Origin of the sequence: Bacillus sp. FSL E2-0195 (assembly GCF_038003645.1) — a bacterium.
GTDB classification, from domain to species: domain Bacteria; phylum Bacillota; class Bacilli; order Bacillales; family Bacillaceae_G; genus Bacillus_A; species Bacillus_A mycoides.
In genome coordinates this window covers 4,721,615-4,746,300 of record NZ_JBBOPN010000001.1, presented here as the reverse complement: position 1 = coordinate 4,746,300, position 24,686 = coordinate 4,721,615, and the positions used below count along the sequence as shown (strand labels likewise).

23 protein-coding genes and 2 rRNA genes are annotated in these 24,686 nt (G+C 39.6%); 13 read left to right on the top strand and 12 right to left on the bottom strand.

Annotation, left to right across the window (positions count from 1 at the left end; translation table 11 throughout):
- Window positions 1–6 precede the first annotated feature (6 nt).
- Both MHH59_RS24630 and MHH59_RS24625 read right to left on the bottom strand, forming a co-directional pair.
- A complete protein-coding gene (locus MHH59_RS24630; protein ID WP_002015867.1) occupies window positions 7–600 on the bottom strand; it encodes a biotin transporter BioY in 594 nt (197 codons plus the stop codon).
- Between the two features lie 50 nt (window positions 601–650).
- The gene (locus MHH59_RS24625) at window positions 651–1,394 is read right to left on the bottom strand and encodes a DUF3298 and DUF4163 domain-containing protein (protein WP_002129698.1); all 744 of its coding nucleotides are present in this window, start codon (window positions 1,392–1,394) and stop codon (window positions 651–653) included.
- A 96-nt stretch (window positions 1,395–1,490) separates the two neighbouring features.
- Here MHH59_RS24625 and MHH59_RS24620 point away from each other — a divergent pair, with 96 nt between their 5' ends.
- Window positions 1,491–1,874, top strand: coding sequence for a hotdog fold thioesterase (locus MHH59_RS24620; RefSeq protein WP_002034550.1), 384 nt, complete (start codon window positions 1,491–1,493; stop codon window positions 1,872–1,874).
- A gap of 36 nt (window positions 1,875–1,910) precedes the next feature.
- Here MHH59_RS24620 and MHH59_RS24615 read toward each other — a convergent pair whose 3' ends face one another.
- Window positions 1,911–3,287: a glycine--tRNA ligase gene (locus MHH59_RS24615; RefSeq protein WP_002015863.1), complete on the bottom strand. Its 1,377-nt coding sequence runs from the start codon at window positions 3,285–3,287 to the stop codon at window positions 1,911–1,913.
- A 345-nt stretch (window positions 3,288–3,632) separates the two neighbouring features.
- Window positions 3,633–4,346 (bottom strand): DNA alkylation repair protein, encoded by a 714-nt coding sequence (locus MHH59_RS24610; RefSeq protein ID WP_340852591.1) that lies wholly within the window; start codon window positions 4,344–4,346, stop codon window positions 3,633–3,635.
- A 123-nt stretch (window positions 4,347–4,469) separates the two neighbouring features.
- On the opposite strand from MHH59_RS24610, the gene MHH59_RS24605 reads away from it, so the two are divergent.
- Window positions 4,470–4,937: a hypothetical protein gene (locus MHH59_RS24605; protein WP_002034556.1), complete on the top strand. Its 468-nt coding sequence runs from the start codon at window positions 4,470–4,472 to the stop codon at window positions 4,935–4,937.
- 103 nt (window positions 4,938–5,040) lie between these two features.
- On the opposite strand, the gene MHH59_RS24600 is transcribed toward MHH59_RS24605, so the two are convergent.
- Entirely contained in the window at window positions 5,041–6,366 is a 1,326-nt protein-coding gene (locus tag MHH59_RS24600) for an ArsB/NhaD family transporter (RefSeq protein ID WP_002129696.1), read from the bottom strand.
- 290 nt (window positions 6,367–6,656) lie between these two features.
- On the opposite strand from MHH59_RS24600, the gene kapD reads away from it, so the two are divergent.
- Complete coding sequence (gene kapD / locus MHH59_RS24595) at window positions 6,657–7,280, top strand: 3'-5' exonuclease KapD (protein ID WP_002034559.1); 624 nt, start codon at window positions 6,657–6,659, stop codon at window positions 7,278–7,280.
- 40 nt (window positions 7,281–7,320) lie between these two features.
- Here the strand turns inward: kapD and MHH59_RS24590 are convergent, their stop codons facing one another.
- Window positions 7,321–7,704, bottom strand: coding sequence for a kinase-associated lipoprotein B (locus tag MHH59_RS24590; RefSeq protein WP_001209324.1), 384 nt, complete (start codon window positions 7,702–7,704; stop codon window positions 7,321–7,323).
- A 165-nt stretch (window positions 7,705–7,869) separates the two neighbouring features.
- Here MHH59_RS24590 and MHH59_RS24585 point away from each other — a divergent pair, with 165 nt between their 5' ends.
- Together MHH59_RS24585 and MHH59_RS24580 are read left to right on the top strand one after the other, a co-directional pair.
- Window positions 7,870–8,046 (top strand): hypothetical protein, encoded by a 177-nt coding sequence (locus tag MHH59_RS24585; protein WP_000982764.1) that lies wholly within the window; start codon window positions 7,870–7,872, stop codon window positions 8,044–8,046.
- Between the two features lie 68 nt (window positions 8,047–8,114).
- Window positions 8,115–8,654: a superoxide dismutase family protein gene (locus MHH59_RS24580; RefSeq protein WP_002089287.1), complete on the top strand. Its 540-nt coding sequence runs from the start codon at window positions 8,115–8,117 to the stop codon at window positions 8,652–8,654.
- 117 nt (window positions 8,655–8,771) lie between these two features.
- Here the strand turns inward: MHH59_RS24580 and MHH59_RS24575 are convergent, their stop codons facing one another.
- The gene (locus MHH59_RS24575) at window positions 8,772–9,923 is read right to left on the bottom strand and encodes a MalY/PatB family protein (protein ID WP_002089285.1); all 1,152 of its coding nucleotides are present in this window, start codon (window positions 9,921–9,923) and stop codon (window positions 8,772–8,774) included.
- A 117-nt stretch (window positions 9,924–10,040) separates the two neighbouring features.
- Here MHH59_RS24575 and MHH59_RS24570 point away from each other — a divergent pair, with 117 nt between their 5' ends.
- The gene (locus MHH59_RS24570; protein WP_002015854.1) at window positions 10,041–10,292 is read left to right on the top strand and encodes a YugE family protein; all 252 of its coding nucleotides are present in this window, start codon (window positions 10,041–10,043) and stop codon (window positions 10,290–10,292) included.
- A gap of 215 nt (window positions 10,293–10,507) precedes the next feature.
- Here MHH59_RS24570 and MHH59_RS24565 read toward each other — a convergent pair whose 3' ends face one another.
- Both MHH59_RS24565 and MHH59_RS24560 read right to left on the bottom strand, forming a co-directional pair.
- Window positions 10,508–11,347, bottom strand: coding sequence for an alpha/beta fold hydrolase (locus MHH59_RS24565; RefSeq protein WP_002034539.1), 840 nt, complete (start codon window positions 11,345–11,347; stop codon window positions 10,508–10,510).
- A gap of 263 nt (window positions 11,348–11,610) precedes the next feature.
- The gene (locus tag MHH59_RS24560) at window positions 11,611–12,603 is read right to left on the bottom strand and encodes a 2-hydroxyacid dehydrogenase (protein ID WP_033707944.1); all 993 of its coding nucleotides are present in this window, start codon (window positions 12,601–12,603) and stop codon (window positions 11,611–11,613) included.
- Between the two features lie 296 nt (window positions 12,604–12,899).
- Here MHH59_RS24560 and MHH59_RS24555 point away from each other — a divergent pair, with 296 nt between their 5' ends.
- From MHH59_RS24555 to yugI, 3 genes are all read left to right on the top strand, one after another.
- On the top strand, window positions 12,900–13,397 hold the full coding sequence (locus MHH59_RS24555) for an Lrp/AsnC family transcriptional regulator (protein WP_002129688.1): 498 nt from the start codon (window positions 12,900–12,902) through the stop codon (window positions 13,395–13,397).
- Window positions 13,394–14,584, top strand: a complete 1,191-nt coding sequence (locus tag MHH59_RS24550) for an aminotransferase (RefSeq protein WP_078178521.1) — start codon at window positions 13,394–13,396, stop codon at window positions 14,582–14,584. Before MHH59_RS24555 ends, MHH59_RS24550 begins: the two co-directional genes overlap by 4 nt.
- A gap of 252 nt (window positions 14,585–14,836) precedes the next feature.
- A complete protein-coding gene (gene yugI, locus MHH59_RS24545) occupies window positions 14,837–15,181 on the top strand; it encodes a S1 domain-containing post-transcriptional regulator GSP13 (RefSeq protein WP_002015848.1) in 345 nt (114 codons plus the stop codon).
- 112 nt (window positions 15,182–15,293) lie between these two features.
- Here yugI and MHH59_RS24540 read toward each other — a convergent pair whose 3' ends face one another.
- Complete coding sequence (locus MHH59_RS24540; RefSeq protein WP_002089278.1) at window positions 15,294–15,527, bottom strand: DUF378 domain-containing protein; 234 nt, start codon at window positions 15,525–15,527, stop codon at window positions 15,294–15,296.
- Between the two features lie 282 nt (window positions 15,528–15,809).
- Between MHH59_RS24540 and MHH59_RS24535 the strand changes: the two genes are divergently transcribed.
- Entirely contained in the window at window positions 15,810–17,162 is a 1,353-nt protein-coding gene (locus tag MHH59_RS24535) for a glucose-6-phosphate isomerase (protein ID WP_002015845.1), read from the top strand.
- 108 nt (window positions 17,163–17,270) lie between these two features.
- Window positions 17,271–17,684: a YugN-like family protein gene (locus MHH59_RS24530; protein ID WP_002131278.1), complete on the top strand. Its 414-nt coding sequence runs from the start codon at window positions 17,271–17,273 to the stop codon at window positions 17,682–17,684.
- On the opposite strand, the gene MHH59_RS24525 is transcribed toward MHH59_RS24530, so the two are convergent.
- Window positions 17,671–18,666 carry a potassium channel family protein gene (locus MHH59_RS24525; protein ID WP_003192106.1) on the bottom strand — a complete coding sequence of 332 codons (996 nt, stop codon included), beginning with the start codon at window positions 18,664–18,666 and terminating at the stop codon, window positions 17,671–17,673. The genes MHH59_RS24530 and MHH59_RS24525 overlap by 14 nt on opposite strands.
- Before the next feature lie 95 nt (window positions 18,667–18,761).
- Window positions 18,762–19,445, bottom strand: coding sequence for an MgtC/SapB family protein (locus MHH59_RS24520; RefSeq protein ID WP_002034530.1), 684 nt, complete (start codon window positions 19,443–19,445; stop codon window positions 18,762–18,764).
- Window positions 19,446–19,997: 552 nt separating this feature from the next.
- Between MHH59_RS24520 and MHH59_RS24515 the strand changes: the two genes are divergently transcribed.
- A 16S ribosomal RNA gene (locus MHH59_RS24515) occupies window positions 19,998–21,549 on the top strand.
- A gap of 146 nt (window positions 21,550–21,695) precedes the next feature.
- Window positions 21,696–24,617: ribosomal RNA gene (locus MHH59_RS24510) — 23S ribosomal RNA — on the top strand.
- The 16S and 23S rRNA genes sit together here, the layout of an rRNA operon.
- The last annotated feature ends 69 nt before the right edge of the window (window positions 24,618–24,686 follow it).

Here is a 24,686-nt window from a genome sequence, read left to right as displayed (position 1 = left end):
TTTTTATTATGAAATCGTCGAATGAGAATGCTGATAAGCGGAACGACGTACAGCATAGTATATGCGAGGTGCGATAATAGCGCCGATAATTGTAAACGCAATATCCTTTACTGCGAACCACATCATAATCATCCAGGCAGCTTTATAACTCATATTACCACCCATGAAAATATTGACTGCCCCGTACATATAAGTAGTACCGATAATATACGTTAAAATGATTCCGACGAAAGAAGAAATTGCAAAGGTGCTGAATGTTGGTCGTTCTTTTTGTTCTACTAGTTTTCCTGATACGTAAGCAACGATAATAAATGCGATAATAAAACCACCAGTAGGATCTAAAAGTGCTCCAAATCCAGCTTTGAAGTTAGCGAAGATTGGCGCACCTGCTACTCCAACAAGCATGTAAACAGTCATTGATAATGCCCCAAGTCTACTCCCAAGAAGAAGACCTGCTAAAATTGCGAAAAATGGTTGCATAGATAATGGAATGCCCGCTATTTGTAAGAATGGTGCCCACGATACAATATTTGCACCAATAGCCATAAGAGCGACGAACATGGCAGCTAATGCTAAATCTAAAACATGAAGCTTCTTCATAATGTTAACCTCCAGTTGTGTTTAGGTTAACATTATCGTAGCGAAAATATTTACTTGTTGTCAATCAAAATATTTTGATAAGAAGGCTTTAAATAGTCTCTAAGCAATGTGTATGGAATACGAAACTGCGGAATTCCGCTTGAATAAGGAGCAATTTCATATAAAGAGAAATAAATTACAAGATTATCCGGTTCTAAAAAGTAGTGAAACTTTTTAGTGCTCGTTACTTTTTCGACTGCATCAGGAAAATAAATGCTTTCATTTTGTTTAATTTGTCTTACAATCTCTGTGCGAATTATTTCTTTATATTTATCCTCTTGTTGAAATAAATCGTCTAAGTGTAATAATTTTTTTTCGTTTAAATCAAATGTATTTGCCTTCCACGTATACAGTCCGTGCGCTCCGCCTGTATATTGATAGTAATTCACATATAGGCTGAGGAAAGGTGGTTTGTTTAAAGCTACTTTATAGTCAACATTTGCAACGTATGGATGAAAAGGTGTGCTAGATCCTTCTGTTTCCTCATAATATTTCTTCGCTTCTTTTTCTAATTTACTTTTAAATTTAGTAGTAGAGTTTTTGTAATAGGAATTCAGCTTATTTTGAAATTTTGAATCAGAAAAGTTGTGAAAGGAAGGCCTATTAATTTGATATTCTATATAAGGTTTCTTACCTTTTTGCGTTACAGTCTTAACATTGATTGTCAGGTTGGATGCTTTGGCTGCTATTGCACAATTTGGTACAATAGTCAGCAAGGAGAACATAAGCAATAGTATACAAAATTTCTGTTTCATTTAGGTGAAACCTCCTTATATAAGTGTTATAGGTAGTTTGAAATTAAACAGGTAAAATTATACATTTGATCTAAAGTGAGAGAGGTTGAAAACGATATGTCAAAAACTTTAATGGATTCGCTTGGAATTGAGTTGTTAGAAATGACAGAGGATAAAGTAGTTGCTACAATGCCTGTTGATGAACGCACGCATCAGCCGTTTGGATTTTTACACGGTGGTGCATCTGTTGCATTAGCAGAAACTGTGGCAAGTGTTGGTTCATACAATTTAATTGATCAAGAAAAATGTATTTGTTTCGGATTAGAAATTAATGCAAATCATATTCGCTCAAAGCAAGATGGAATTGTAACAGCAATTGGAACACCGATACATAGAGGACAATCGACAATGGTTTGGGATATTCGCATCATTGATGAAAATGATGAGTTACTATGTATATCAAGATGTACAGTAGCAATTAAAGAAAAACGTGAAAAGTAAAAAGAGGCGGCTCAATAGAGCGCCTCTTTTTTATAATTAGAACTGGATTTTTTTCTCTAAGAAACCTTTTAGTTCGCTAATTGGCATACGAACTTGTTCCATTGTGTCACGGTCACGTACTGTAACAGCTTTGTCTTCAACAGAGTCGAAGTCGTATGTGATACAGAATGGAGTACCGATTTCGTCTTGACGACGGTAACGTTTACCGATAGAACCAGTTTCATCAAAGTCTACCATGAAGTCTTTAGCTAGTTCTGCGAATACTTCAGTAGCACCTTCAGATAGCTTTTTAGATAATGGTAAGATAGCTGCTTTATATGGTGCTAAAGCAGGGTGGAAACGAAGAACTGTACGAGAATCGTTTTCTAATTGCTCTTCTTCATATGCATCACATAAGAATGCTAATGTTACACGGTCTGCACCTAGAGATGGCTCGATGCAGTAAGGCACGTAACGCTCATTCGTTTGTGGATCGATATAGTTAAAGTCTTCGTTAGAGTGTTCCATATGACGTTTTAAATCGAAGTCTGTACGAGATGCAACGCCCCATAGTTCGCCCCAACCGAATGGGAATCTGAATTCAATATCAGTTGTTGCGTTACTGTAATGAGATAACTCGTCTTCACCGTGGTCACGAAGACGCATGCTTTCTTCAGTCATACCAAGTGAAAGTAACCAGTTTTTACAAGTTTCACGCCAGAATGCGAACCACTCTAAATCTTCACCAGGCTTACAGAAGAATTCAAGTTCCATTTGTTCGAATTCACGTGTACGGAATGTGAAGTTACCAGGTGTGATTTCGTTACGGAAACTTTTACCGATTTGGCCGATACCAAATGGAAGTTTCTTACGCATAGAGCGTTGTACGTTTTTAAAGTTTACGAAAATACCTTGTGCTGTTTCAGGACGAAGGAAGATTTCGTTTGTGCTAGACTCTGTAACACCTTGGAATGTTTTGAACATTAAGTTGAACTGACGGATTTCCGTGAATTCTTGGCTACCGCAATCTGGGCATTTTACTTCATGTTCTTTCATTAAGTCAGCCATTTGGTCGAAAGTAAGACCGTCAACGACCATTTCGATACCTTTTGCGTCTAATGCATCTTCAATTAATTTGTCAGCACGGTGACGAGCTTTACATTTTTTACAGTCGATCATTGGATCATTAAAGTTACCAACGTGACCAGAAGCGATCCAAGTTTTTGGGTTCATTAAAATAGCAGCATCTAAACCAACGTTGTGTGGAGATTCTTGAATGAATTTTTTCCACCAAGCTTTTTTGACGTTATTTTTTAATTCGATTCCAAGTGGACCGTAATCCCATGTGTTTGCAAGACCACCGTAAATTTCAGAACCAGGGAAAACGAAACCGCGATGTTTCGCTAAGTTTACAACTTGTTCCATTGAATACATAATAAAATCCTCCTTTTGAAAGTTAACGTATTTGCGATGACGTGATAGGTACTTTGGAAACGAGCAATATATGCTTTAAAAAACATAAAAAAACGCTCATCCCAAGGCTTAATCGCCTAGGGACGAGCGTTTGCCCGCGGTTCCACCCTAGTTGATACACAAAATGTGCATCCACTTTATCACGTATTGCTCGAGACTGCCGTTTCCTCGCAGCTTCAGGCTTTCACTATCCCTGAATCGCTTTTTATGCAAGTACTTATAAGTCCGTCATCGCTACTTATATTAATAATAATGAACATATTTTAACACGTTCTTTTTTAAATCTCAATAGAGGAACGTGCCCATCTAGGATAGAGTCTCGCCTATTTTTTCGTTATTTATTCCGTAATTTTGCTTAATATGCTTAATTGCTTCACGTTTACTAAGTGGAGCGAGCTCGTTAGTTTGAACGTATTCCCATACTACATCTGGTTTTGTTTTTGCATATTCGCGAAGGACCCAGCCGATTGCTTTTTGAATGAAAAATTCTTTTGAGGAATGTAGTTGTCCGATAATCCAGAAAAGGAGTTCTTCATCCATTTTTTGTTTGTATTTTAGCTGGAATAAAATAGCGGTACGTTGTAACCATATGTTTTCTGATGCAATCCATTTTGGAATGTATGCAGAAATTAATTCTGGATGTTTTAAAAAGATAGCACCTAAAAATGTAGGGACGATGCTATCGACAGAGTCCCACCAAGATTTTGTGACAATAAGTTCTTCTAAAAATGGGATGTGAGTTTCATTTATGTGTTTTTTATATTTTTGCATGATATCGAGTGCGGCAGCTTGAAATTCACGTTCTGGTAGGTCCCAAAGTTCACGCACGATAATTTGGAAGTCCTTTTTATCTGGGAGAGTATGTATTTGAATTACGTCTTTCAATAACTGTCTTCTCTCAGGAGTTTGAATACCGAGAAACGGGAAGTGATTTTTCATATAACGTGCCATCGGTTCTGCTTTTTCGGGATTTTGATGAGCTGTAAAATGCTCTTGTAATGCCTTTACAAATGGATGCATAGGTATGTACTCCTCTCTCATTATCTTTCTCTTCTTATTATACAAAGAGTTTGGTTAAATTTTAAAACATAACTTGCACTGTAATGAAATATGTTGAGAAGAGAGAGGAGAGGATAAGATAAGATGGAAGATCAAGGCGTACTAGCAGGTTTCTTTGCTCTTAGTTTTGCGTTTATGCTTGTTATAATAATTTGGGCAATTATTTCGTATTTGTTAACGGCTTTTGCACTTTATACGATGGCGAAAAATGATGGTGCAACTGATGGTGTTCTTGCTTTTATTCCGTTTATAAATAGTAAGATATGGGGTGATTTAGCGAAAGATAAATTACCAGATTTCTTGAAAGAAGAAGCAGGGTGGAAAGTATTTGGCATATATGTTGGATGCTTCATCTTTAATTTCGTACCAATTCTATATATATTAGCAACAGCTGTATCACTTGTACTGTCTATTTATCTTATCTATGCTATTTTGGATAGATACGGAACGAATTCCATACTGTTTACGATCATTCATACAATCACGTTTTCGGTTTTCTTGCCGATTCATTTGTTCATTATTCGGAATGAGCCGGTGAGGTATAACGAGTAGGCGTATCAAAGTTGCCCTGCGGTCGATATATTTGGTTCTATAATAATTCGGATATGCTGAAAAAAGAACGAAAGCGCCCTGCTGAGCAGGGCGCTTTTTTCTACTACATAAGATAGCGTAAGTAAATGTAAATGTGAGAAATGATTAATGAAACGATCATAATTGGGAAGCCGACTTTAAGGAATTCCATGTAGCTGAATTTATGTCCTTCACGACTTGCGATTCCGGCTACGATTACGTTAGCAGAAGCTCCGATTAATGTTCCGTTTCCACCTAAGCAAGCACCTAATGCTAATGCCCACCATAGTACGTCAATTTGTGCGTCAGAAGGTGATAAACCCAGCCCAACTGCCATATCGTTAATAAGTGGAATCATTGTTGCAACGAATGGAATGTTATCGATTGTTGCAGAGGCGATACCAGATACCCATAAAATAAGGATAGATGCGTGAGAAATATCTCCGCCTGTTATTCCAATTACTTTTTGAGCTAACATTTTGATAAGCCCGATATCGATAAGTCCTCCAACGAGTACGAATAGTCCCGCGAAGAAGAAGATTGTTACCCACTCTACACTTGCGAATACCTCTTCAATTTCATGTTCTTTCACACCGATTAACATAAGTACAGTAGCGCCAGTTAAGGCGATGATAGCTGCATCAATATGGAAAATAGAATGAGTCATGAAGCCTACAATAGTAAGGCCAAGTACTGTTAAAGATTTCTTCATTAATACTGGGTCTTTAATGTATTGTTTTTCATCTAAGCTCATTAACTTTTTAATTTGTACAGGATCAGCAATTAATTGCTTACGGTACATGAAGTAAAGCATTGTTGCCGTAACAGCAATAATGATGATCACGATAGGTGCTAAGTTGAATAAGAAAGCATTGAAATCTAAATGCTTATTTGCAGAACCAATCATAATATTTGGCGGATCACCAATTAATGTTGCTGTTCCTCCGATATTTGAAAAAATAATTTCAGAAAGTAAATATGGAACAGGATTTACTTGCAAGATGCGCGTAATAGATAAAGTAACTGGAACAACAAGAAGTACTGTTGTAACGTTATCTAAAAATGCTGAGCCAAGCGCGGTAAGTAAGGAAAGTGAAATTAAAATTTTAATTGGATTTCCTTGTGCTCCTTTTGCGGCTTTAATGGCAACGTATTGGAAGACACCTGACTTACTTGTAATGTTTACCAGTATCATCATACCGATGAGTAATGTAATTGTTCCCCATTCAATATGTTTCGTAAAGGCATTGTGTAAGTCAACGACCCCTGCAATTACCATGAATGCTGCACCAAGAAGTGCGATGACAGCACGGTTAATTTTTTCAGAAATAATAATGGCATATGTAATTAAAAAGACTGCGATAGCGAAATAATACTGCCAGTTTGCGAGTTCTTGCGTTGTTTCGTGCAAAACTCTCATCTCCTTTCATTCACTTTTCTTAGTGTGTCAAAAAATTAACTAGATGAAACACACATAACGTCATTATAAAGTAGAAAAATGGCGGATGTAAATGAAAGGGTTTATTTTGTCATATTTTCTGCATAGGTCATTTTTTCTTATTTTTAAAAATATTTGTGGGCATCTGACATATATATAAGATACATCCAATCTGAATATTTAAAATCGAATCAGCATTCGAGCTTGTTCGTGTAGGAGTGTCAAATAGAAAGGAATGACAAATATGATAAGGAAGGGATCGTATGGATGAACAACGATTTTTGTTTTTAGACTTTGAGTTTACGATGCCCCAGCATAGAAAAAAGCCAAAAGGTTTTTTCCCAGAAATTATTGAGGTCGGACTCGTTTCAGTTGTTGGTTGTAAGGTGGAAGATACGTATTCATCGCATATTAGACCGAAAACATTTCCGTCTTTAACGGATCGATGTAAAAAATTTTTAGGAATTAAACAGGAAGTAGTGGACAAAGGAATTTCTTTTCATGAACTTGTTGAGAAACTTGCAGAATATGAAAAGAGTGGTAAACCGACAATTGTAACGTGGGGAAATATGGATATGAAAGTCTTAAAGCATAACTGTGAAATGGCGGGAGTAGAATTTCCATTCTTTGGACAGTGTCGTGATTTATCGCTTGAGTATAAGAAGTTTTTTGGAGAGAGAAATCAAACAGGGCTGTGGAAAGCAATTGAGGCGTATGGAAAAGCAGGAACAGGAAAGCATCATTGTGCGCTTGATGATGCGATGACGACATATAATATTTTTAAGTTAGTAGAAAAAGATAAAGAGTATTTAGTCAAACCAGCACCTCCGACATTAGGGGAACTTGTTGATTTTTCGAAAGTGTTAAAGAAAGTGAGTACACAGTAACGACCAAATTGCAAAATATGTAATTTGGTCGTTTTGTTTTTTAAAGTTTGTAATCTTGCTTCAATTGCTGAAGTGTTTCTAGACTACGCCCCGCAAAAGGTGAATCATCTTCAGAAAATGAATTCATTTGAGTTTCTAATGCTAATTTTAGTGACTCTGTATAATCCGGAATTTCTCCTTCATATTTCTTCACCATTTGCTCTGGAATGTTCGTCTGTTCACGAAAAGCTAAAGCACGTCTTTCATGGAAGAATGGTACGTCAGCTTGTTTTACATTATGTAAATCACCTTGCACTGGATGTTTTAAAACAGCTAGTACTTTTACGACGTAACTGCCAGGACGGCTATTTGTAATTTCGCCGATGTATTTTCCAGTTTTATAAATACCAGTAACGATTTCACCAATTTCAAATGTTTCTCTCATATTTTTCACCTCAAGTTTATAGTAAGGAAAGTGCGCGAAGGAGTCAAAGAAATCATTCGCTTTCGGAACGCCCCCTTGAGAATATGAACTGGTTCAACTATAATTTAAAGATATATAACAGAAAATTCTGATGTTTTTTGAATCCTATAATAAGGAGTGTTCGTTATGATGCCTTTATATTTCCCTGAAGATAAAACGGAGTATATTATTCCAGGTATTGTTTGCGTTCTATTTATCATCGGTGCGGTTGCTACGTGGCGTATGTTTATTCGTGTATCAAAACGAGAAGCAGAGCGATTACAGAAAGTAGAAGAAAAGCTTTTAGCTGAAAAGAAACGGTAATTCATTTTTGTATGTTTCCCTCTATGCTCGGACAATCTAAGGGCAGAAAGCATTTTGGAGGGAATTGAATGAAAAGACGGCTTTTTTTCAGTTGTTGTTTATTATTTCTAATGGCGGGTTGTGACCAAGGGAAGCCGAAAGAAATTGATGTGAAATTACATAATGCTTCAGGTGATGAAGTTGGGACTGCAAAAGTAGCTCAGCAAACAAGTGGAGTGAAAATTACGATTAAAGCGGAAGGTTTTACACCAGGACCACACGGTATACATGTACACGAAATCGGAGAATGTAAAGCGCCTAGTTTCGAATCATCTGGGAATCATTTTAATCCAGATAATAAAAAACATGGGCTCTTGAATCCGAAAGGTGCGGAAAATGGTGATTTACCGAATGTAGTGGCGGATGGTTCTGGAAAGATTAAAGCAGAAATCGATGCTCCGCATATAACGCTTGAAGAAGGAAAAACGACGATTCATAGAAAAGATGGAGCGTCTATTATTATTACAGAAAACGCTGATGATGGTATGACGCAACCAACTGGTAAATCTGGTGGCCGAATTGCTTGCGGTGTTATCGTAAAAAAAGCGTCGGATCTGAAGAAAAAATAGAAGCTACCGTGAATGATAGCTTTTGTTGTAAAACCGCATGATAGTAAGTGGAATTATATCGATTTACCGAAAAAAGGAGGCTATCTCAATATCATTTTGGGATAGCCTCCTTTTTTGTTATGAGAATGTATGGTGTAGTCTGTTTAAAATTTCTTCTAAAACAGATCTAGGACAGCCAATGTTAATTCGGATATGGGCTTCTCCACCTGTTCCGTATTTCTCACCGGGCTCAATGATGATTTTACCTTTCTCTTCAAGCAATGCTGTTCGTTCATCTTGAGAAAGATCCAAGTGGGAACAATCAATCCACAGTAAAAAACTACCTTCTGGTTTAATTACAGAAAGAGCTGGTATGTGATTTTGAATATACTCACAAGCAAATTGAGCGTTATCTTCAACATACAATCGAATTTCATTTAGCCAATCATTACATTCTGTATAGGCACTTTGCATTGCTGTATAAGCAAATGTATTTAATCCGTGGAATCCTTGTCTATATTGGATAGACATAAAGGCATTACGGAGATTTTCATTCGGAATAATAATGATCGATGCTTGTAATCCAGCGATATTAAATGTTTTGCTCGGAGCCATACAAGTAATAGTGCGTGCTGCTAATTCTTCAGATAAAGAAGCAAACGGTGTATGAGTATGGCCTCTATAAATAATATCGGCGTGAATTTCATCCGCGACAACGGTTACATTATATTGCGTACATAACGTACCGAGTTTTGTTAGCTCCTCTTTCGTCCAAACGCGCCCGATAGGATTGTGAGGGCTGCAAAGAAGCATTAGTTTTACACCTTGTTTAAATTGAGTTTCTAGATGCTCGAAGTCTATCTTATATATGCCATTTTGTTTAAATAAGGGACTCTCACATAATTGTCTATTATTTGTTTTGACCATTTCAAAAAATGGTGGATAAATAGGAGGTTGTACTAGTACGGCTTCTCCTTCTTTCGTTATAGCTTGTATGCTCGTACTAAGAGCTGGAACGATACCTGCGCTAAATACAATCCATTCTTTTTGTATTTCCCAATTGTATTGGCTTTTCGTCCAATTACAAATGATATCCCCAATATTTTCAGGAGGAAGTGTATAGCCGAAAATAGGATGTTCTGTGCGTTTTTGTAATGCAGTTTGAATTGGTTTTGGTACTTCAAAATCCATATCGGCAATCCAAGCGTGGATGAGCTCTTCATTTTTATATGTATCCCATTTTGTACTATGCGTTCCGCGACGATTTACCGTTTTATGAAATAGTTGCATATGTTGGCTCCTTTCTTCTGTCAAACTGTTAAGTTATGAAAATTCTCACTCTTCTTATAGAATAGCTGATGTGATACGATAAAGAAAAGCATTAAAAAGTGAAAAGGCGGGAAGCAGATGGGTGCATATGACAAAATGATTGAGGTTGTGAAAAATTGGGATCCGTTTCAAATGGGACCGGAGTTTTATGAAACAGAAGCGAGCGATGTTGTAAACGTCGTAAGTGTGTTTGATGATCCGAAATACATCGCAAAGAAGATTCAACATATATACTTTATGTCTTTTGAAGAAGTACCTGCACTTGAAAAATGCGAAAAATTAGCAGTAGAGTTACTCGTACTAAAAGAAGGCGGAAGTTGTTCGTTATAGGCTGTCGGAATTTACGACAGCCTTTTTGTTTATTTTCATTTGTGCTGATTGATTAAAGCTTCACTTTATCCCATTTTAACGGGCAGTAAGACTCCCGCCTCAAAATTAGGTTGAAGCAAAGAGGTTAGGCGAGAAATCAAACTGCCCGTAAAAACCCGATTGGTGAAGGCTAATAATCCGTGGGGATAGAGCCTCCCAAGGATTAAAGCTTCACTTTATTGCGTCGCAAACGTAATAATTTCTTCATAAACATGATCGGGCTTTTCTTCAGGTAGTAGGTGCCCTGTATTTTCGTAAGAAATGAAAGTTGAATTAGGTAGGTCCTTATGGAGACGGTGTCCTACATGTACAGGGACGACGCGATCTTTTTCACCCCAAATGAGTAATACTGGGGTTTCGATTTTTTGTAATTCAGTTGAAGATAAGTCACCTTCACGGTCTCTTATCATTCGAGTTAAAGCAGGGAATATACGATCATCATAAAAAGGAGCAGCATAGCCTTCCATCATTTCATTGTCAATTAATGAATGGTCATGAACGACATTCATTAAGTTATGGACGATGCCCCTTCGAATAATCCAGTTCTTCACGTATAAGTGGAAGAACGGTAAATAAGAGGAGTACAGTAAAGGTAAGTTTGCGCGTGCTAAATAACTAGAGCTACATAGTAAAATCGTCTTTGAAATTAATTCAGGGCGTAGTCGGTTTACAAAGAGTGAAATTTGTCCGCCCATAGAATGGCCAACTAGTACAATATTCGAGAGAGATAAATGTTCGATTAAATCGATAATAATAGCTGCTAAATTGTGATAAGAATATTTAAAGAGATGAGATTTATCACTTTTTCCGAATGGTGGTAAATCAAGGGCAATTACTGTACCTTCCTTTGTTAGTAAAGGAATGAGTCGTCGATAGCTAAATGAGGAAGAGAGGAAGCCGTGAACGAGTACGAAAGTAGGTCGTTCTTTTTTAGTATTATGTTCATACAATTCGTAATGAATAGTAGTCCCGCGAGTGGAAAAAGTGAAGTAAGGGCATTTGCATTCATGGTTCATTTTTTGTCACTCCATTGATTTTTGTTCATATCATCTCCCGGTAAGAAACAAAATATGTTAACAAAAAAAGGCAAGATGACATCGTCATCTTGCCTTTCGCTTATTTATCCCGCTATTCGCCGGGCAGTTGACTCCCACCTCAAAATTCGGCGAATGCGAGGAAGTTAGGTGGGAGATAACTGCCCGTAAAAGCCCGATTGGTGAAGGCTGATAATCAGTGGGGGATGGACAAAACCCCCACTGATTAAAGTTTCACTTTATAATTACCCACGCACAATATTAGGTGGTGTTTTTCCTTGTAATCCTGCTACTAAATTTTCAGCAGCTGTCATTGCCATTTGCTGCCGAGTTTTTAATGTTGCAGATCCGATGTGCGGTAAAGTTACAACGTTTTGTAATGATAAGAGCGGATTCTCTTTTTGAATCGGCTCTTGTGTAAATGTGTCGATGCCGGCTGCAAATATTTTCTTTTCTGTTAACGCATGAATTAATGCAGTTTCATCTACTGTTTTCCCGCGAGAAGCATTAATGAAAATTGCTGTTTCTTTCATTAATGAAAATTCCTTTTCACCGATAAGATGATACGTTTCATCTGTTAATGGAGTAAGAAGAATAATAAAATCAGATTGTTTGATTAAAGTTTGTAAATCACAATATGTAGCATCAAATTTTTGCTCAGCTTCTTCTTTACGGCGACGATTATAGTAAAGGACATTCATATCAAAGCCGAATTTCGCTCGTTTTGCGACAGCTTCTCCAATTCGTCCCATTCCGATAATACCAATCGTACTATGATGTACATCTAGTCCGAAGTGTTCTTTTCCAATTTCAGCGTTCCATTCACCATTTTTTACATAGGAATTGAGTTCGCAAACACGGCGACCAGCAGATAACATAAGAGCGAAAACGAGATCGGCTACTGTATCATCTAACACATATGGAGTATTCGTTCCGATAACATTTTGTTTTTCCATCGCTTTTAAATCAAAGTTATCATGGCCAACAGAAATGTTACTTACTACTTTTAAATTAGGAGCAACCTGCAATAACTCTTCATTTATAGTAGATCCGAAATTTAATAACCCATCTTTATCTTTTATTTTTTCTAATAGAACATCACGAGGTACTTTCTCATTTTGATCCCATTTTTCAAAATCACAGTGTTCTGATAAATAGTTTTCTACAAATGTTGGAACTGGTTCGGCAATATATACTTTTGGTTTCACGGTTCCATCCCCTTTCCTCTTTACCTGGATTGGTGTGTGCTAATAATCAGCGGGATAAAGCATTCCGCTGATTAAAGTTTCACTTTATCCCGCATTAATGGACAGTAAGCTTTCCGCCTTGAAGAACAGCTAAGGCAAAGAATATAAGTTGGAAAGCAACTATCCGTAAATGCCCGATTGGTGCGGGTTAATAATCAGCGGGATAGAGCATTCCGCTGATTAAAGTTTCACTTTATTTTGACATAATTCTCAAAAAAAATCTTCTTTTCAAACTGGAAAGAGTATTTGTATAATTTAGACAGAAACTAAAAGGAAGGATGATTTATATGGTGACAGAGAAAGAATTGGAATTATTAGCTTGTCTTGAAAAGAATAGTCGTTTATCTGTAGATACATTAGCGAAGTTGTTAAATATAGAAGTAGAAGAAGTGAAAAAAATGGTTGCGAAATTAGAAAGTGAAAAGATTATCGTGGACTATGTAACACATATCGATTGGACAAAAGTGAAAGAACATACTGGTTTAACGGCGATGATTGATGTGAAAGTTACACCGAAGCGTGGTGTCGGTTTTGATGCAGTAGCTGAACAAATTTATCGCTATTCAGAAGTGAAATCCGTTTATTTAATGTCTGGGACATATGACCTTTCTATTACATTAGAAGGAAAGACGATGGGAGAAGTAGCGATGTTTGTTTCTGAGAAATTAGCAACAATTGAATCTGTCGTTTCAACGACAACTCATTTTATTTTGAAGAAGTATAAACATGAGGGGATTATTTATGAAAAGACAGATGATGATAAGAGAATTGTGGTGACACCGTGAAGCAATTTGACCTATCTAGAGTAGCAGAATCTTTACAACCGTCCGGTATACGAAAGTTTTTTGATTTAGCGGCAAGTATGAAAGGTGTTATTTCACTTGGAGTGGGAGAGCCGGACTTTGTTACACCTTGGAATGTAAGGCAAGCATGTATTCGTTCTTTAGAACAAGGATATACGTCATATACAGCAAATGCAGGATTATTGGAGCTCCGTCAAGAAATAGCAAAGTATCTAAAAAAACAATTTGCAGTATCTTATGATCCGAATGATGAAATCATTGTTACAGTTGGAGCGAGTCAAGCGCTAGATGTAGCGATGCGTGCTATTGTAAACCCTGATGATGAAATACTTATTATTGAACCAAGTTTCGTTTCGTATGCACCGCTTGTTACGTTAGCGGGCGGGGTCCCTGTTCCAGTGGCGACTTCATTAGAAGATGAATTTAAAGTACAGCCAGATCAAATTGAAGCAGCTATTACAACGAAAACAAAGGCAATATTACTTTGTTCTCCCAATAACCCAACAGGCGCAATGTTAAATAAATCCGAATTAGAAAAGCTAGCTGTTATTGTTGAGAAGTATAATTTAATCGTGTTATCGGATGAAATTTATGCAGAGCTCGTATACGACGAAGCATATACGAGTTTCGCGAGTATTAAAAATATGCGTGACCATACGATTTTAATTTCAGGATTTTCAAAAGGGTTTGCCATGACGGGATGGCGTCTTGGGATGATTGCAGCCCCTGTTCAATTTTCAGAATTAATGCTCAAAATCCACCAGTATTCAATGATGTGTGCACCGACGATGTCTCAATTTGCAGCACTTGAAGCATTACGCGGGGGAAATGATGAAGTAATTCGAATGAGAGATAGCTATAAAAAACGTCGTAACTTTATGACGACATCTTTCAATGAAATGGGCTTAACATGTCATGTGCCAGGCGGGGCATTTTATGTCTTCCCTTCTATAGCTTCAACCGGACTATCTTCAGCAGAATTTGCAGAACAATTATTATTAGAAGAAAAAGTGGCTGTTGTTTCTGGAAATGTGTTTGGCGGGAGTGGTGAAGGATTTATTCGTTGTTCATATGCAACATCGCTTGAGCAACTTATGGAAGCAATGAAGAGAATGGAACGGTTCATAGAGAATAAAAAAAGGACAAAACACAATACGTTTTGTCCATAAAAGGGGGGGAATACTAGAAAGCCATGTGTTAGTATTCTATCCTAATATTGGAGAATTATACGTATTACAGGAAATTTTTTCGTGAATTTTGAATGAGTTCTATCAAAGTGGTATAATTTACTAATATAAGGTGGGAGTATCCTCGGTGTTTTACTTAGGATACTTACCACTAATCGGATATTTAACAATAAATACATCTGCTTTGCTATTTACAATTGTAGAGAAAATGGTAAACGTATGGGAGTGTTTCACATGTCAGAACAATATACAACGGGAGTGGTTGTAACAGGGAAAGTAACTGGAATTCAAGATTACGGTGCATTTGTAGCTTTGGATGCAGAAACACAAGGACTTGTGCATATATCTGAAATCACAAATGGGTATGTAAAAGACATTCATGACTTTTTAAAGGTCGGAGATACAGTAGAAGTAAAAGTACTTTCAATTGATGAAGAACACAGAAAAATGAGTTTATCGTTAAAAGCGGCGAAAAGAAAGCAAGGACGAATTCTTATACCGAATCCATCAGAGAACGGATTTAATACACTGCGAGAAAAGCTAGCAGAATGGATTGAAGAGTCGGAGGTAATAAAGTAAAAGAGGAACGCATATGAGCGTTCCTCTTTTACTGTGACTTATGATATATATATTTGCAAATATGATTGCATGCAATCATATTCGTATGTCGGAGGCGAAAAAGACATACTGACTATTGAATTTCATGTGTTTCTGGGTGAGTACCAAGATTCTCGGATGGTTTAAATAGTAAGCCGAGATTGATAAGCCCAGAAATACCAACGATGCCGTAAATAATACGTGCAAGAGCTGATTTCTGTCCCCCGAAAATAGCTGCTACTAAGTCAAACTGGAAGAACCCGATCAGTCCCCAGTTAACAGCGCCGATTACAGTGAAGACTAATGCGATACGTTGCAAGGTACTCATGAAAAGCCCCCCCTTAATGTGAAGCGTGAGCAAGCAAGGAGTTAATAAGAAAATTTAACTCCTTTATAGAATGGTATAGTTTTGTTGTTTTTATACATGAAAAATGTACGAAAAACGATGTATATACATCTATACCGAAAAATTCGAATTTTTATGCAAAAAATGAACTTTTTCTAAAAAATAAATAATGGTTACGTTTACAATTGTTGAATCGCTTGATTTACAACTTTAGTTTCGCTAAAGTGAATACAGAAATACATATACATAATTGGAGGGAAAAAGATGAGTACACATGTAACGTTCGACTATTCTAAAGCGTTATCCTTCATCGGTGAAAATGAACTAACTTATTTACGTGATGCAGTAAAAGTAACACATCATGCAATCCACGAAAAAACTGGAGCTGGGAACGATTTCCTTGGGTGGGTAGAGCTTCCGCTTCAATATGACAAAGAAGAATTCGCTCGCATTCAAAAATGCGCAGAAAAAATTAAAAATGACTCTGACATTTTACTTGTTGTAGGTATTGGTGGTTCTTATCTAGGAGCACGCGCAGCAATTGAAATGTTAAACCATTCTTTCTATAACACGCTTTCTAAAGAACAACGTAAAACTCCACAAGTGCTATTTGTTGGACAAAACATTAGCTCCACTTACATGAAAGATTTAATGGACGTACTAGAAGGTAAAGACTTTTCTATTAACGTTATTTCCAAATCAGGTACAACAACAGAGCCTGCAATCGCATTCCGTATTTTCCGTAAATTATTAGAAGAAAAGTATGGAAAAGAAGAAGCACGCAAACGTATTTATGCGACTACAGATAAAGCGCGCGGTGCTTTAAAAACATTATCTGATAATGAAGGCTACGAAACGTTCGTTATTCCAGATGATGTTGGCGGTCGTTTCTCTGTATTAACACCAGTAGGTTTATTGCCAATCGCTGTAAGTGGCCTAAACATTGAAGAGATGATGAAAGGTGCAGCTGCTGGCCATAATGATTTCGCGAAATCAGAACTTGAAGAAAACCCAGCTTACCAATACGCAGTAGTTCGTAATGCTCTATATAATAAAGGGAAAACAATTGAAATGCTTGTTAACTATGAGCCAGCACTTCACTACTTCTCTGAGTGGTGGAAACAGTTATTTGGTGAAAGTGAAGGAAAAGATCAAAAAGGTATTTTCCCATCTTCAGCAAACTTCTCAACTGACTTACACTCATTAGGTCAATACATTCAAGAAGGTCGTCGTGACCTATTCGAAACAGTTCTTAAAGTAGGTAAATCTACACACGAACTAAAAATCGAATTAGACGACAACGATTTAGATGGATTAAACTACCTTGCTGGTGAAACGATAGACTTCGTAAACACAAAAGCATACGAAGGTACATTACTTGCACATAGCGATGGCGGAGTACCAAACTTAATCGTAAACATCCCTGAATTAAATGAGTACACATTCGGTTACCTTGTATACTTCTTCGAAAAAGCATGTGCGATGAGCGGCTACCTATTAGGCGTAAATCCATTTGACCAACCAGGAGTAGAAGCATACAAGAAAAACATGTTTGCTTTACTTGGTAAACCAGGATTTGAAGAATTAAAAGCAGAATTAGAAGAGCGTTTAAAATAATGAAAAGCGATCGGGTCTCCGGTCGCTTTTTATTATTTTATTGAAAGGTACATCGGTATATTCAAACTAGAATGGGTATGCTAAAGGAAAAGTCTAGGAGGGATGGGCTTGATTCCGATTCAATCAAAATTAGAAGGATGTACATATGCGTTATATAAGTTAGAAGAGGTTATGAAACCACTTGGATATAGTATTGGCGGTAATTGGGATTATGATAAAGGATGCTTTGATTATAAAATCGACGAAGAAGAAGGGTATCAATTTTTACGCGTACCATTTACAGCGGTGGATGGGGAACTAGATGTGCCTGGTGTAATAGTCCGTCTTGAAACACCGTATATTCTTTCGCACGTATATCAAGACGAACTAGATGATAATGTTAATGCTTTAACAGCTGGAACGAGTGGATTGGATCAATTTGCGGAGCCGCAAGATCCAGATGGAGATGTGAAAAGAAAGTATGTCAATATTGGTAAAGTATTGGTACAAGAACTAGAAAATCATTTTTTTAATGGTGAATAACGATGAGTATGTCGCTTTCGATGAGAATGAAAGAATGAACTGGATTGATCATATATTGTTCGTCGCGCTTTACACCTAGTAAGAGAATGTTTTGCTTTAAAAGAGTATAGCTACAATTTGCAAAGGATTGTCCGGTGCAGGACGGGGGAATCTCCATCAGTTGTAATTTGTTATCAGAGATTTCATCGTAAAGTGAGAATAGTACACCTGAAATGGAAGGGAATAAAAGAGAAGCGGTAAATACATAGCTCGTTAATTTATTTCCTTCTATAATTTCTGATACGCCAGCTCTCGTTGCATTTTGGATTTGTTCAGAAGTAAGAAGTTCAGCGATGCAGTGAATGTTTGGATTAAGTCCTTTTGCAGTTAAAATATTTAAAATGGACTGTGTATCTGCTAAGCTTTCGTTCTTCTCTTTATCCGCTGTTATTAATATAGTGTGAGCTGTTGTAATGTTAGCTTTTAATAAAGTTTGATCGTGATGCGGACAACCTTTTATAAATTCTAAATGATGAAATGGCTTTGGAAGTAAAGAAAGTGTTTCATCAATTAAAACGATATCAAGGTCCGGTTGTAATATGTGCATTTGTTTTACAACATGTTTTGCACGCTCATTCCAGCCAACGATAATCATATGACCATTAGAGGTAGCAGCTGCTTCACCCTTAATTCTCATATATTGTTTATTAATCATGTCGGTAGCGAATAGAACCATATAATAAGAACAAAATCCCGTTCCTAATAAAATAATACATATACCAATAAGTTTTCCTATCGTTGTATGAGGGGCGAAATCGCCGTATCCAACGGTGAAAATGGTAACGATTGACCACCAAACCCCGTCGAACCATGTGGTGAAGTGAGATGGCTCTAATATATGTATAAGAAAGCCGGAGAAGGTAGTAAGTACAATAATAAAACAAATTAAACGAAATATAATGGAATCACGAAATGTATCTACTAAATTCGGACGGGATTTCAAGTTCCTATTCCTCCTTACTTTTCAGGACTACATTCATTGTTACCATTATAGAAAAAAGAAAAACTCTCTAATTAAAAAGAGAGTTCATTTCATAATTAATACATACTTTCAACTTCAGTTTGTTGAACACTTTCAAGATGCTGAAGAGCATAATAAACATCAGCAGTATGTCTTTTTTGATCGATAGACAATTTTAAATGTAAATAGTGCGAACCATTTTCCAATGTTTTGAGCTTCATGTTCTTAACTTTTATATCCATTTCTTTTATTTCTTCAATTACGGTCGGGATATTGTCCATATTTCGTACAACGAGTTTCACTGCGATATCACGTTGGCGAAATGATCTAGGACCGACGTATTTCATCGCTAATGGTATAAGTTCTACACTAATCATAAGGAAACACATTCCAAAAATAGCCTCGATATAGAAACCAGCTCCAACGGCAATGCCGATGCCAGAAGCACCCCAAATCATAGCGGCGGTCGTTAACCCCGCAATACTATCGTTTCCTCTGCGTAAAATTACACCGGCACCTAAAAAACCAATTCCTGATACAATTTGAGCGGCAAGTCGAAGTGGATCCATATTCATATGATCGGTATGTGGTAAGTTGTAAGCTGCTTTAATAGAAACAATGGTTAGGAGGCAACTAATAATAGAAATAACTAAACACGTTTTTAAGCCGAGTGGTTTACGTTTTAATTCGCGCTCTAAACCGATAGCGAATCCTAAAATAGCCGAGAGACCTAGTTTTATTAATAAGTCGGTGTAGTCCATGTATATTCCTCCTTGTATGATATGGTATATGAATAAAACGTTTATCCCACTATTTGCGGGCAGTAAGCCCCGCCTCAAAATTCGCCGAATGCGAGAAAGTTAGGTGGGGGACGACTGCCCGTACATGCCCGATTGGTGAAGGCTAATAATCAGTGGGGGATGAATACCCCCCACTGATTAAAGTTTCACTTTATATAGAAAGAAACGTTTTTTGACAGAGTGACTTTCTATAGAATATATGTAGGAATTACTTAGAAATGAAAGAGATGTTTCGTTTAAGTATATGATATTAAAAAAGAAATGTAGTTGGTTTCAAAAAAGTTTTCAAAAGGTGTTGCATTTCATTTTTTCACATGATATATTAATAAACGTCGCTGATGCAGAAACGCAGAAAACGACAAAAAAGAAATTGAAAAACATAGTTGACATCGAAAAATGAAGATGTTAATATGATGAAGTCGCTTCTGAAGCGGCAGATAAGTTCTTTGAAAACTGAACGAAACAAACAACGTGAACGTCAATTTTTATTTTTAGATGCTAGACAAACTAACTTTATTGGAGAGTTTGATCCTGGCTCAGGATGAACGCTGGCGGCGTGCCTAATACATGCAAGTCGAGCGAATGGATTAAGAGCTTGCTCTTATGAAGTTAGCGGCGGACGGGTGAGTAACACGTGGGTAACCTACCCATAAGACTGGGATAACTCCGGGAAACCGGGGCTAATACCGGATAATATTTTGAACTGCATAGTTCGAAATTGAAAGGCGGCTTCGGCTGTCACTTATGGATGGACCCGCGTCGCATTAGCTAGTTGGTGAGGTAACGGCTCACCAAGGCGACGATGCGTAGCCGACCTGAGAGGGTGATCGGCCACACTGGGACTGAGACACGGCCCAGACTCCTACGGGAGGCAGCAGTAGGGAATCTTCCGCAATGGACGAAAGTCTGACGGAGCAACGCCGCGTGAGTGATGAAGGCTTTCGGGTCGTAAAACTCTGTTGTTAGGGAAGAACAAGTGCTAGTTGAATAAGCTGGCACCTTGACGGTACCTAACCAGAAAGCCACGGCTAACTACGTGCCAGCAGCCGCGGTAATACGTAGGTGGCAAGCGTTATCCGGAATTATTGGGCGTAAAGCGCGCGCAGGTGGTTTCTTAAGTCTGATGTGAAAGCCCACGGCTCAACCGTGGAGGGTCATTGGAAACTGGGAGACTTGAGTGCAGAAGAGGAAAGTGGAATTCCATGTGTAGCGGTGAAATGCGTAGAGATATGGAGGAACACCAGTGGCGAAGGCGACTTTCTGGTCTGTAACTGACACTGAGGCGCGAAAGCGTGGGGAGCAAACAGGATTAGATACCCTGGTAGTCCACGCCGTAAACGATGAGTGCTAAGTGTTAGAGGGTTTCCGCCCTTTAGTGCTGAAGTTAACGCATTAAGCACTCCGCCTGGGGAGTACGGCCGCAAGGCTGAAACTCAAAGGAATTGACGGGGGCCCGCACAAGCGGTGGAGCATGTGGTTTAATTCGAAGCAACGCGAAGAACCTTACCAGGTCTTGACATCCTCTGAAAACTCTAGAGATAGAGCTTCTCCTTCGGGAGCAGAGTGACAGGTGGTGCATGGTTGTCGTCAGCTCGTGTCGTGAGATGTTGGGTTAAGTCCCGCAACGAGCGCAACCCTTGATCTTAGTTGCCATCATTAAGTTGGGCACTCTAAGGTGACTGCCGGTGACAAACCGGAGGAAGGTGGGGATGACGTCAAATCATCATGCCCCTTATGACCTGGGCTACACACGTGCTACAATGGACGGTACAAAGAGCTGCAAGACCGCGAGGTGGAGCTAATCTCATAAAACCGTTCTCAGTTCGGATTGTAGGCTGCAACTCGCCTACATGAAGCTGGAATCGCTAGTAATCGCGGATCAGCATGCCGCGGTGAATACGTTCCCGGGCCTTGTACACACCGCCCGTCACACCACGAGAGTTTGTAACACCCGAAGTCGGTGGGGTAACCTTTATGGAGCCAGCCGCCTAAGGTGGGACAGATGATTGGGGTGAAGTCGTAACAAGGTAGCCGTATCGGAAGGTGCGGCTGGATCACCTCCTTTCTATGGAGAATTGATGAACGCAGTTCATCAATAAACGTTGACTTGTTTTGTTTCGTTCAGTTTTGAGAGAACTATCTCTCAAGTTTAAATGTATGTTCTTTGAAAACTAGATAACAGTGTAGCTCATATTTTTTTAATTTTAGTTTGGTTAAGTTAGAAAGGGCGCACGGTGGATGCCTTGACACTAGGAGTCGATGAAGGACGGGACTAACGCCGATATGCTTCGGGGAGCTGTAAGTAAGCTTTGATCCGAAGATTTCCGAATGGGGAAACCCACTATACGTAATGGTATGGTATCCTTACCTGAATACATAGGGTATGGAAGACAGACCCAGGGAACTGAAACATCTAAGTACCTGGAGGAAGAGAAAGCAAATGCGATTTCCTGAGTAGCGGCGAGCGAAACGGAATCTAGCCCAAACCAAGAGGCTTGCCTCTTGGGGTTGTAGGACATTCTATACGGAGTTACAAAGGAACGAGGTAGACGAAGCGACCTGGAAAGGTCCGTCACAGAGGGTAATAACCCCGTAGTCGAAACTTCGTTCTCTCTTGAATGTATCCTGAGTACGGCGGAACACGTGAAATTCCGTCGGAATCTGGGAGGACCATCTCCCAAGGCTAAATACTCCCTAGTGATCGATAGTGAACCAGTACCGTGAGGGAAAGGTGAAAAGCACCCCGGAAGGGGAGTGAAAGAGATCCTGAAACCGTGTGCCTACAAATAGTCAGAGCCCGTTAATGGGTGATGGCGTGCCTTTTGTAGAATGAACCGGCGAGTTACGATCCCGTGCGAGGTTAAGCTGAAGAGGCGGAGCCGCAGCGAAAGCGAGTCTGAATAGGGCGTTTAGTACGTGGTCGTAGACCCGAAACCAGGTGATCTACCCATGTCCAGGGTGAAGTTCAGGTAACACTGAATGGAGGCCCGAACCCACGCACGTTGAAAAGTGCGGGGATGAGGTGTGGGTAGCGGAGAAATTCCAATCGAACCTGGAGATAGCTGGTTCTCCCCGAAATAGCTTTAGGGCTAGCCTTAAGTGTAAGAGTCTTGGAGGTAGAGCACTGATTGAACTAGGGGTCCTCATCGGATTACCGAATTCAGTCAAACTCCGAATGCCAATGACTTATCCTTAGGAGTCAGACTGCGAGTGATAAGATCCGTAGTCAAGAGGGAAACAGCCCAGATCGCCAGCTAAGGTCCCAAAGTGTGTATTAAGTGGAAAAGGATGTGGAGTTGCTTAGACAACTAGGATGTTGGCTCAGAAGCAGCCACCATTTAAAGAGTGCGTAATAGCTCACTAGTCGAGTGACTCTGCGCCGAAAATGTACCGGGGCTAAATACACCACCGAAGCTGCGAATTGATACCAATGGTATCAGTGGTAGGGGAGCGTTCTAAGTGCAGTGAAGTCAGACCGGAAGGACTGGTGGAGCGCTTAGAAGTGAGAATGCCGGTATGAGTAGCGAAAGACGGGTGAGAATCCCGTCCACCGAATGCCTAAGGTTTCCTGAGGAAGGCTCGTCCGCTCAGGGTTAGTCAGGACCTAAGCCGAGGCCGACAGGCGTAGGCGATGGACAACAGGTTGATATTCCTGTACCACCTCTTTATCGTTTGAGCAATGGAGGGACGCAGAAGGATAGAAGAAGCGTGCGATTGGTTGTGCACGTCCAAGCAGTTAGGCTGATAAGTAGGCAAATCCGCTTATCGTGAAGGCTGAGCTGTGATGGGGAAGCTCCTTATGGAGCGAAGTCTTTGATTCCCCGCTGCCAAGAAAAGCTTCTAGCGAGATAAAAGGTGCCTGTACCGCAAACCGACACAGGTAGGCGAGGAGAGAATCCTAAGGTGTGCGAGAGAACTCTGGTTAAGGAACTCGGCAAAATGACCCCGTAACTTCGGGAGAAGGGGTGCTTTCTTAACGGAAAGCCGCAGTGAATAGGCCCAAGCGACTGTTTAGCAAAAACACAGGTCTCTGCGAAGCCGTAAGGCGAAGTATAGGGGCTGACACCTGCCCGGTGCTGGAAGGTTAAGGAGAGGGGTTAGCGTAAGCGAAGCTCTGAACTGAAGCCCCAGTAAACGGCGGCCGTAACTATAACGGTCCTAAGGTAGCGAAATTCCTTGTCGGGTAAGTTCCGACCCGCACGAAAGGTGTAACGATTTGGGCACTGTCTCAACCAGAGACTCGGTGAAATTATAGTACCTGTGAAGATGCAGGTTACCCGCGACAGGACGGAAAGACCCCGTGGAGCTTTACTGTAGCCTGATATTGAATTTTGGTACAGTTTGTACAGGATAGGCGGGAGCCATTGAAACCGGAGCGCTAGCTTCGGTGGAGGCGCTGGTGGGATACCGCCCTGACTGTATTGAAATTCTAACCTACGGGTCTTATCGACCCGGGAGACAGTGTCAGGTGGGCAGTTTGACTGGGGCGGTCGCCTCCTAAAGTGTAACGGAGGCGCCCAAAGGTTCCCTCAGAATGGTTGGAAATCATTCGTAGAGTGCAAAGGCATAAGGGAGCTTGACTGCGAGACCTACAAGTCGAGCAGGGACGAAAGTCGGGCTTAGTGATCCGGTGGTTCCGCATGGAAGGGCCATCGCTCAACGGATAAAAGCTACCCCGGGGATAACAGGCTTATCTCCCCCAAGAGTCCACATCGACGGGGAGGTTTGGCACCTCGATGTCGGCTCATCGCATCCTGGGGCTGTAGTCGGTCCCAAGGGTTGGGCTGTTCGCCCATTAAAGCGGTACGCGAGCTGGGTTCAGAACGTCGTGAGACAGTTCGGTCCCTATCCGTCGTGGGCGCAGGAAATTTGAGAGGAGCTGTCCTTAGTACGAGAGGACCGGGATGGACGCACCGCTGGTGTACCAGTTGTTCTGCCAAGGGCATAGCTGGGTAGCTATGTGCGGAAGGGATAAGTGCTGAAAGCATCTAAGCATGAAGCCCCCCTCAAGATGAGATTTCCCATAGCGTAAGCTAGTAAGATCCCTGAAAGATGATCAGGTTGATAGGTTCGAGGTGGAAGCATGGTGACATGTGGAGCTGACGAATACTAATAGATCGAGGACTTAACCATATAATATGAAGCAATGTTATCTAGTTTTGAAAGAATATAAAAAACTTGTTGACTTTAAATGTCGAATAA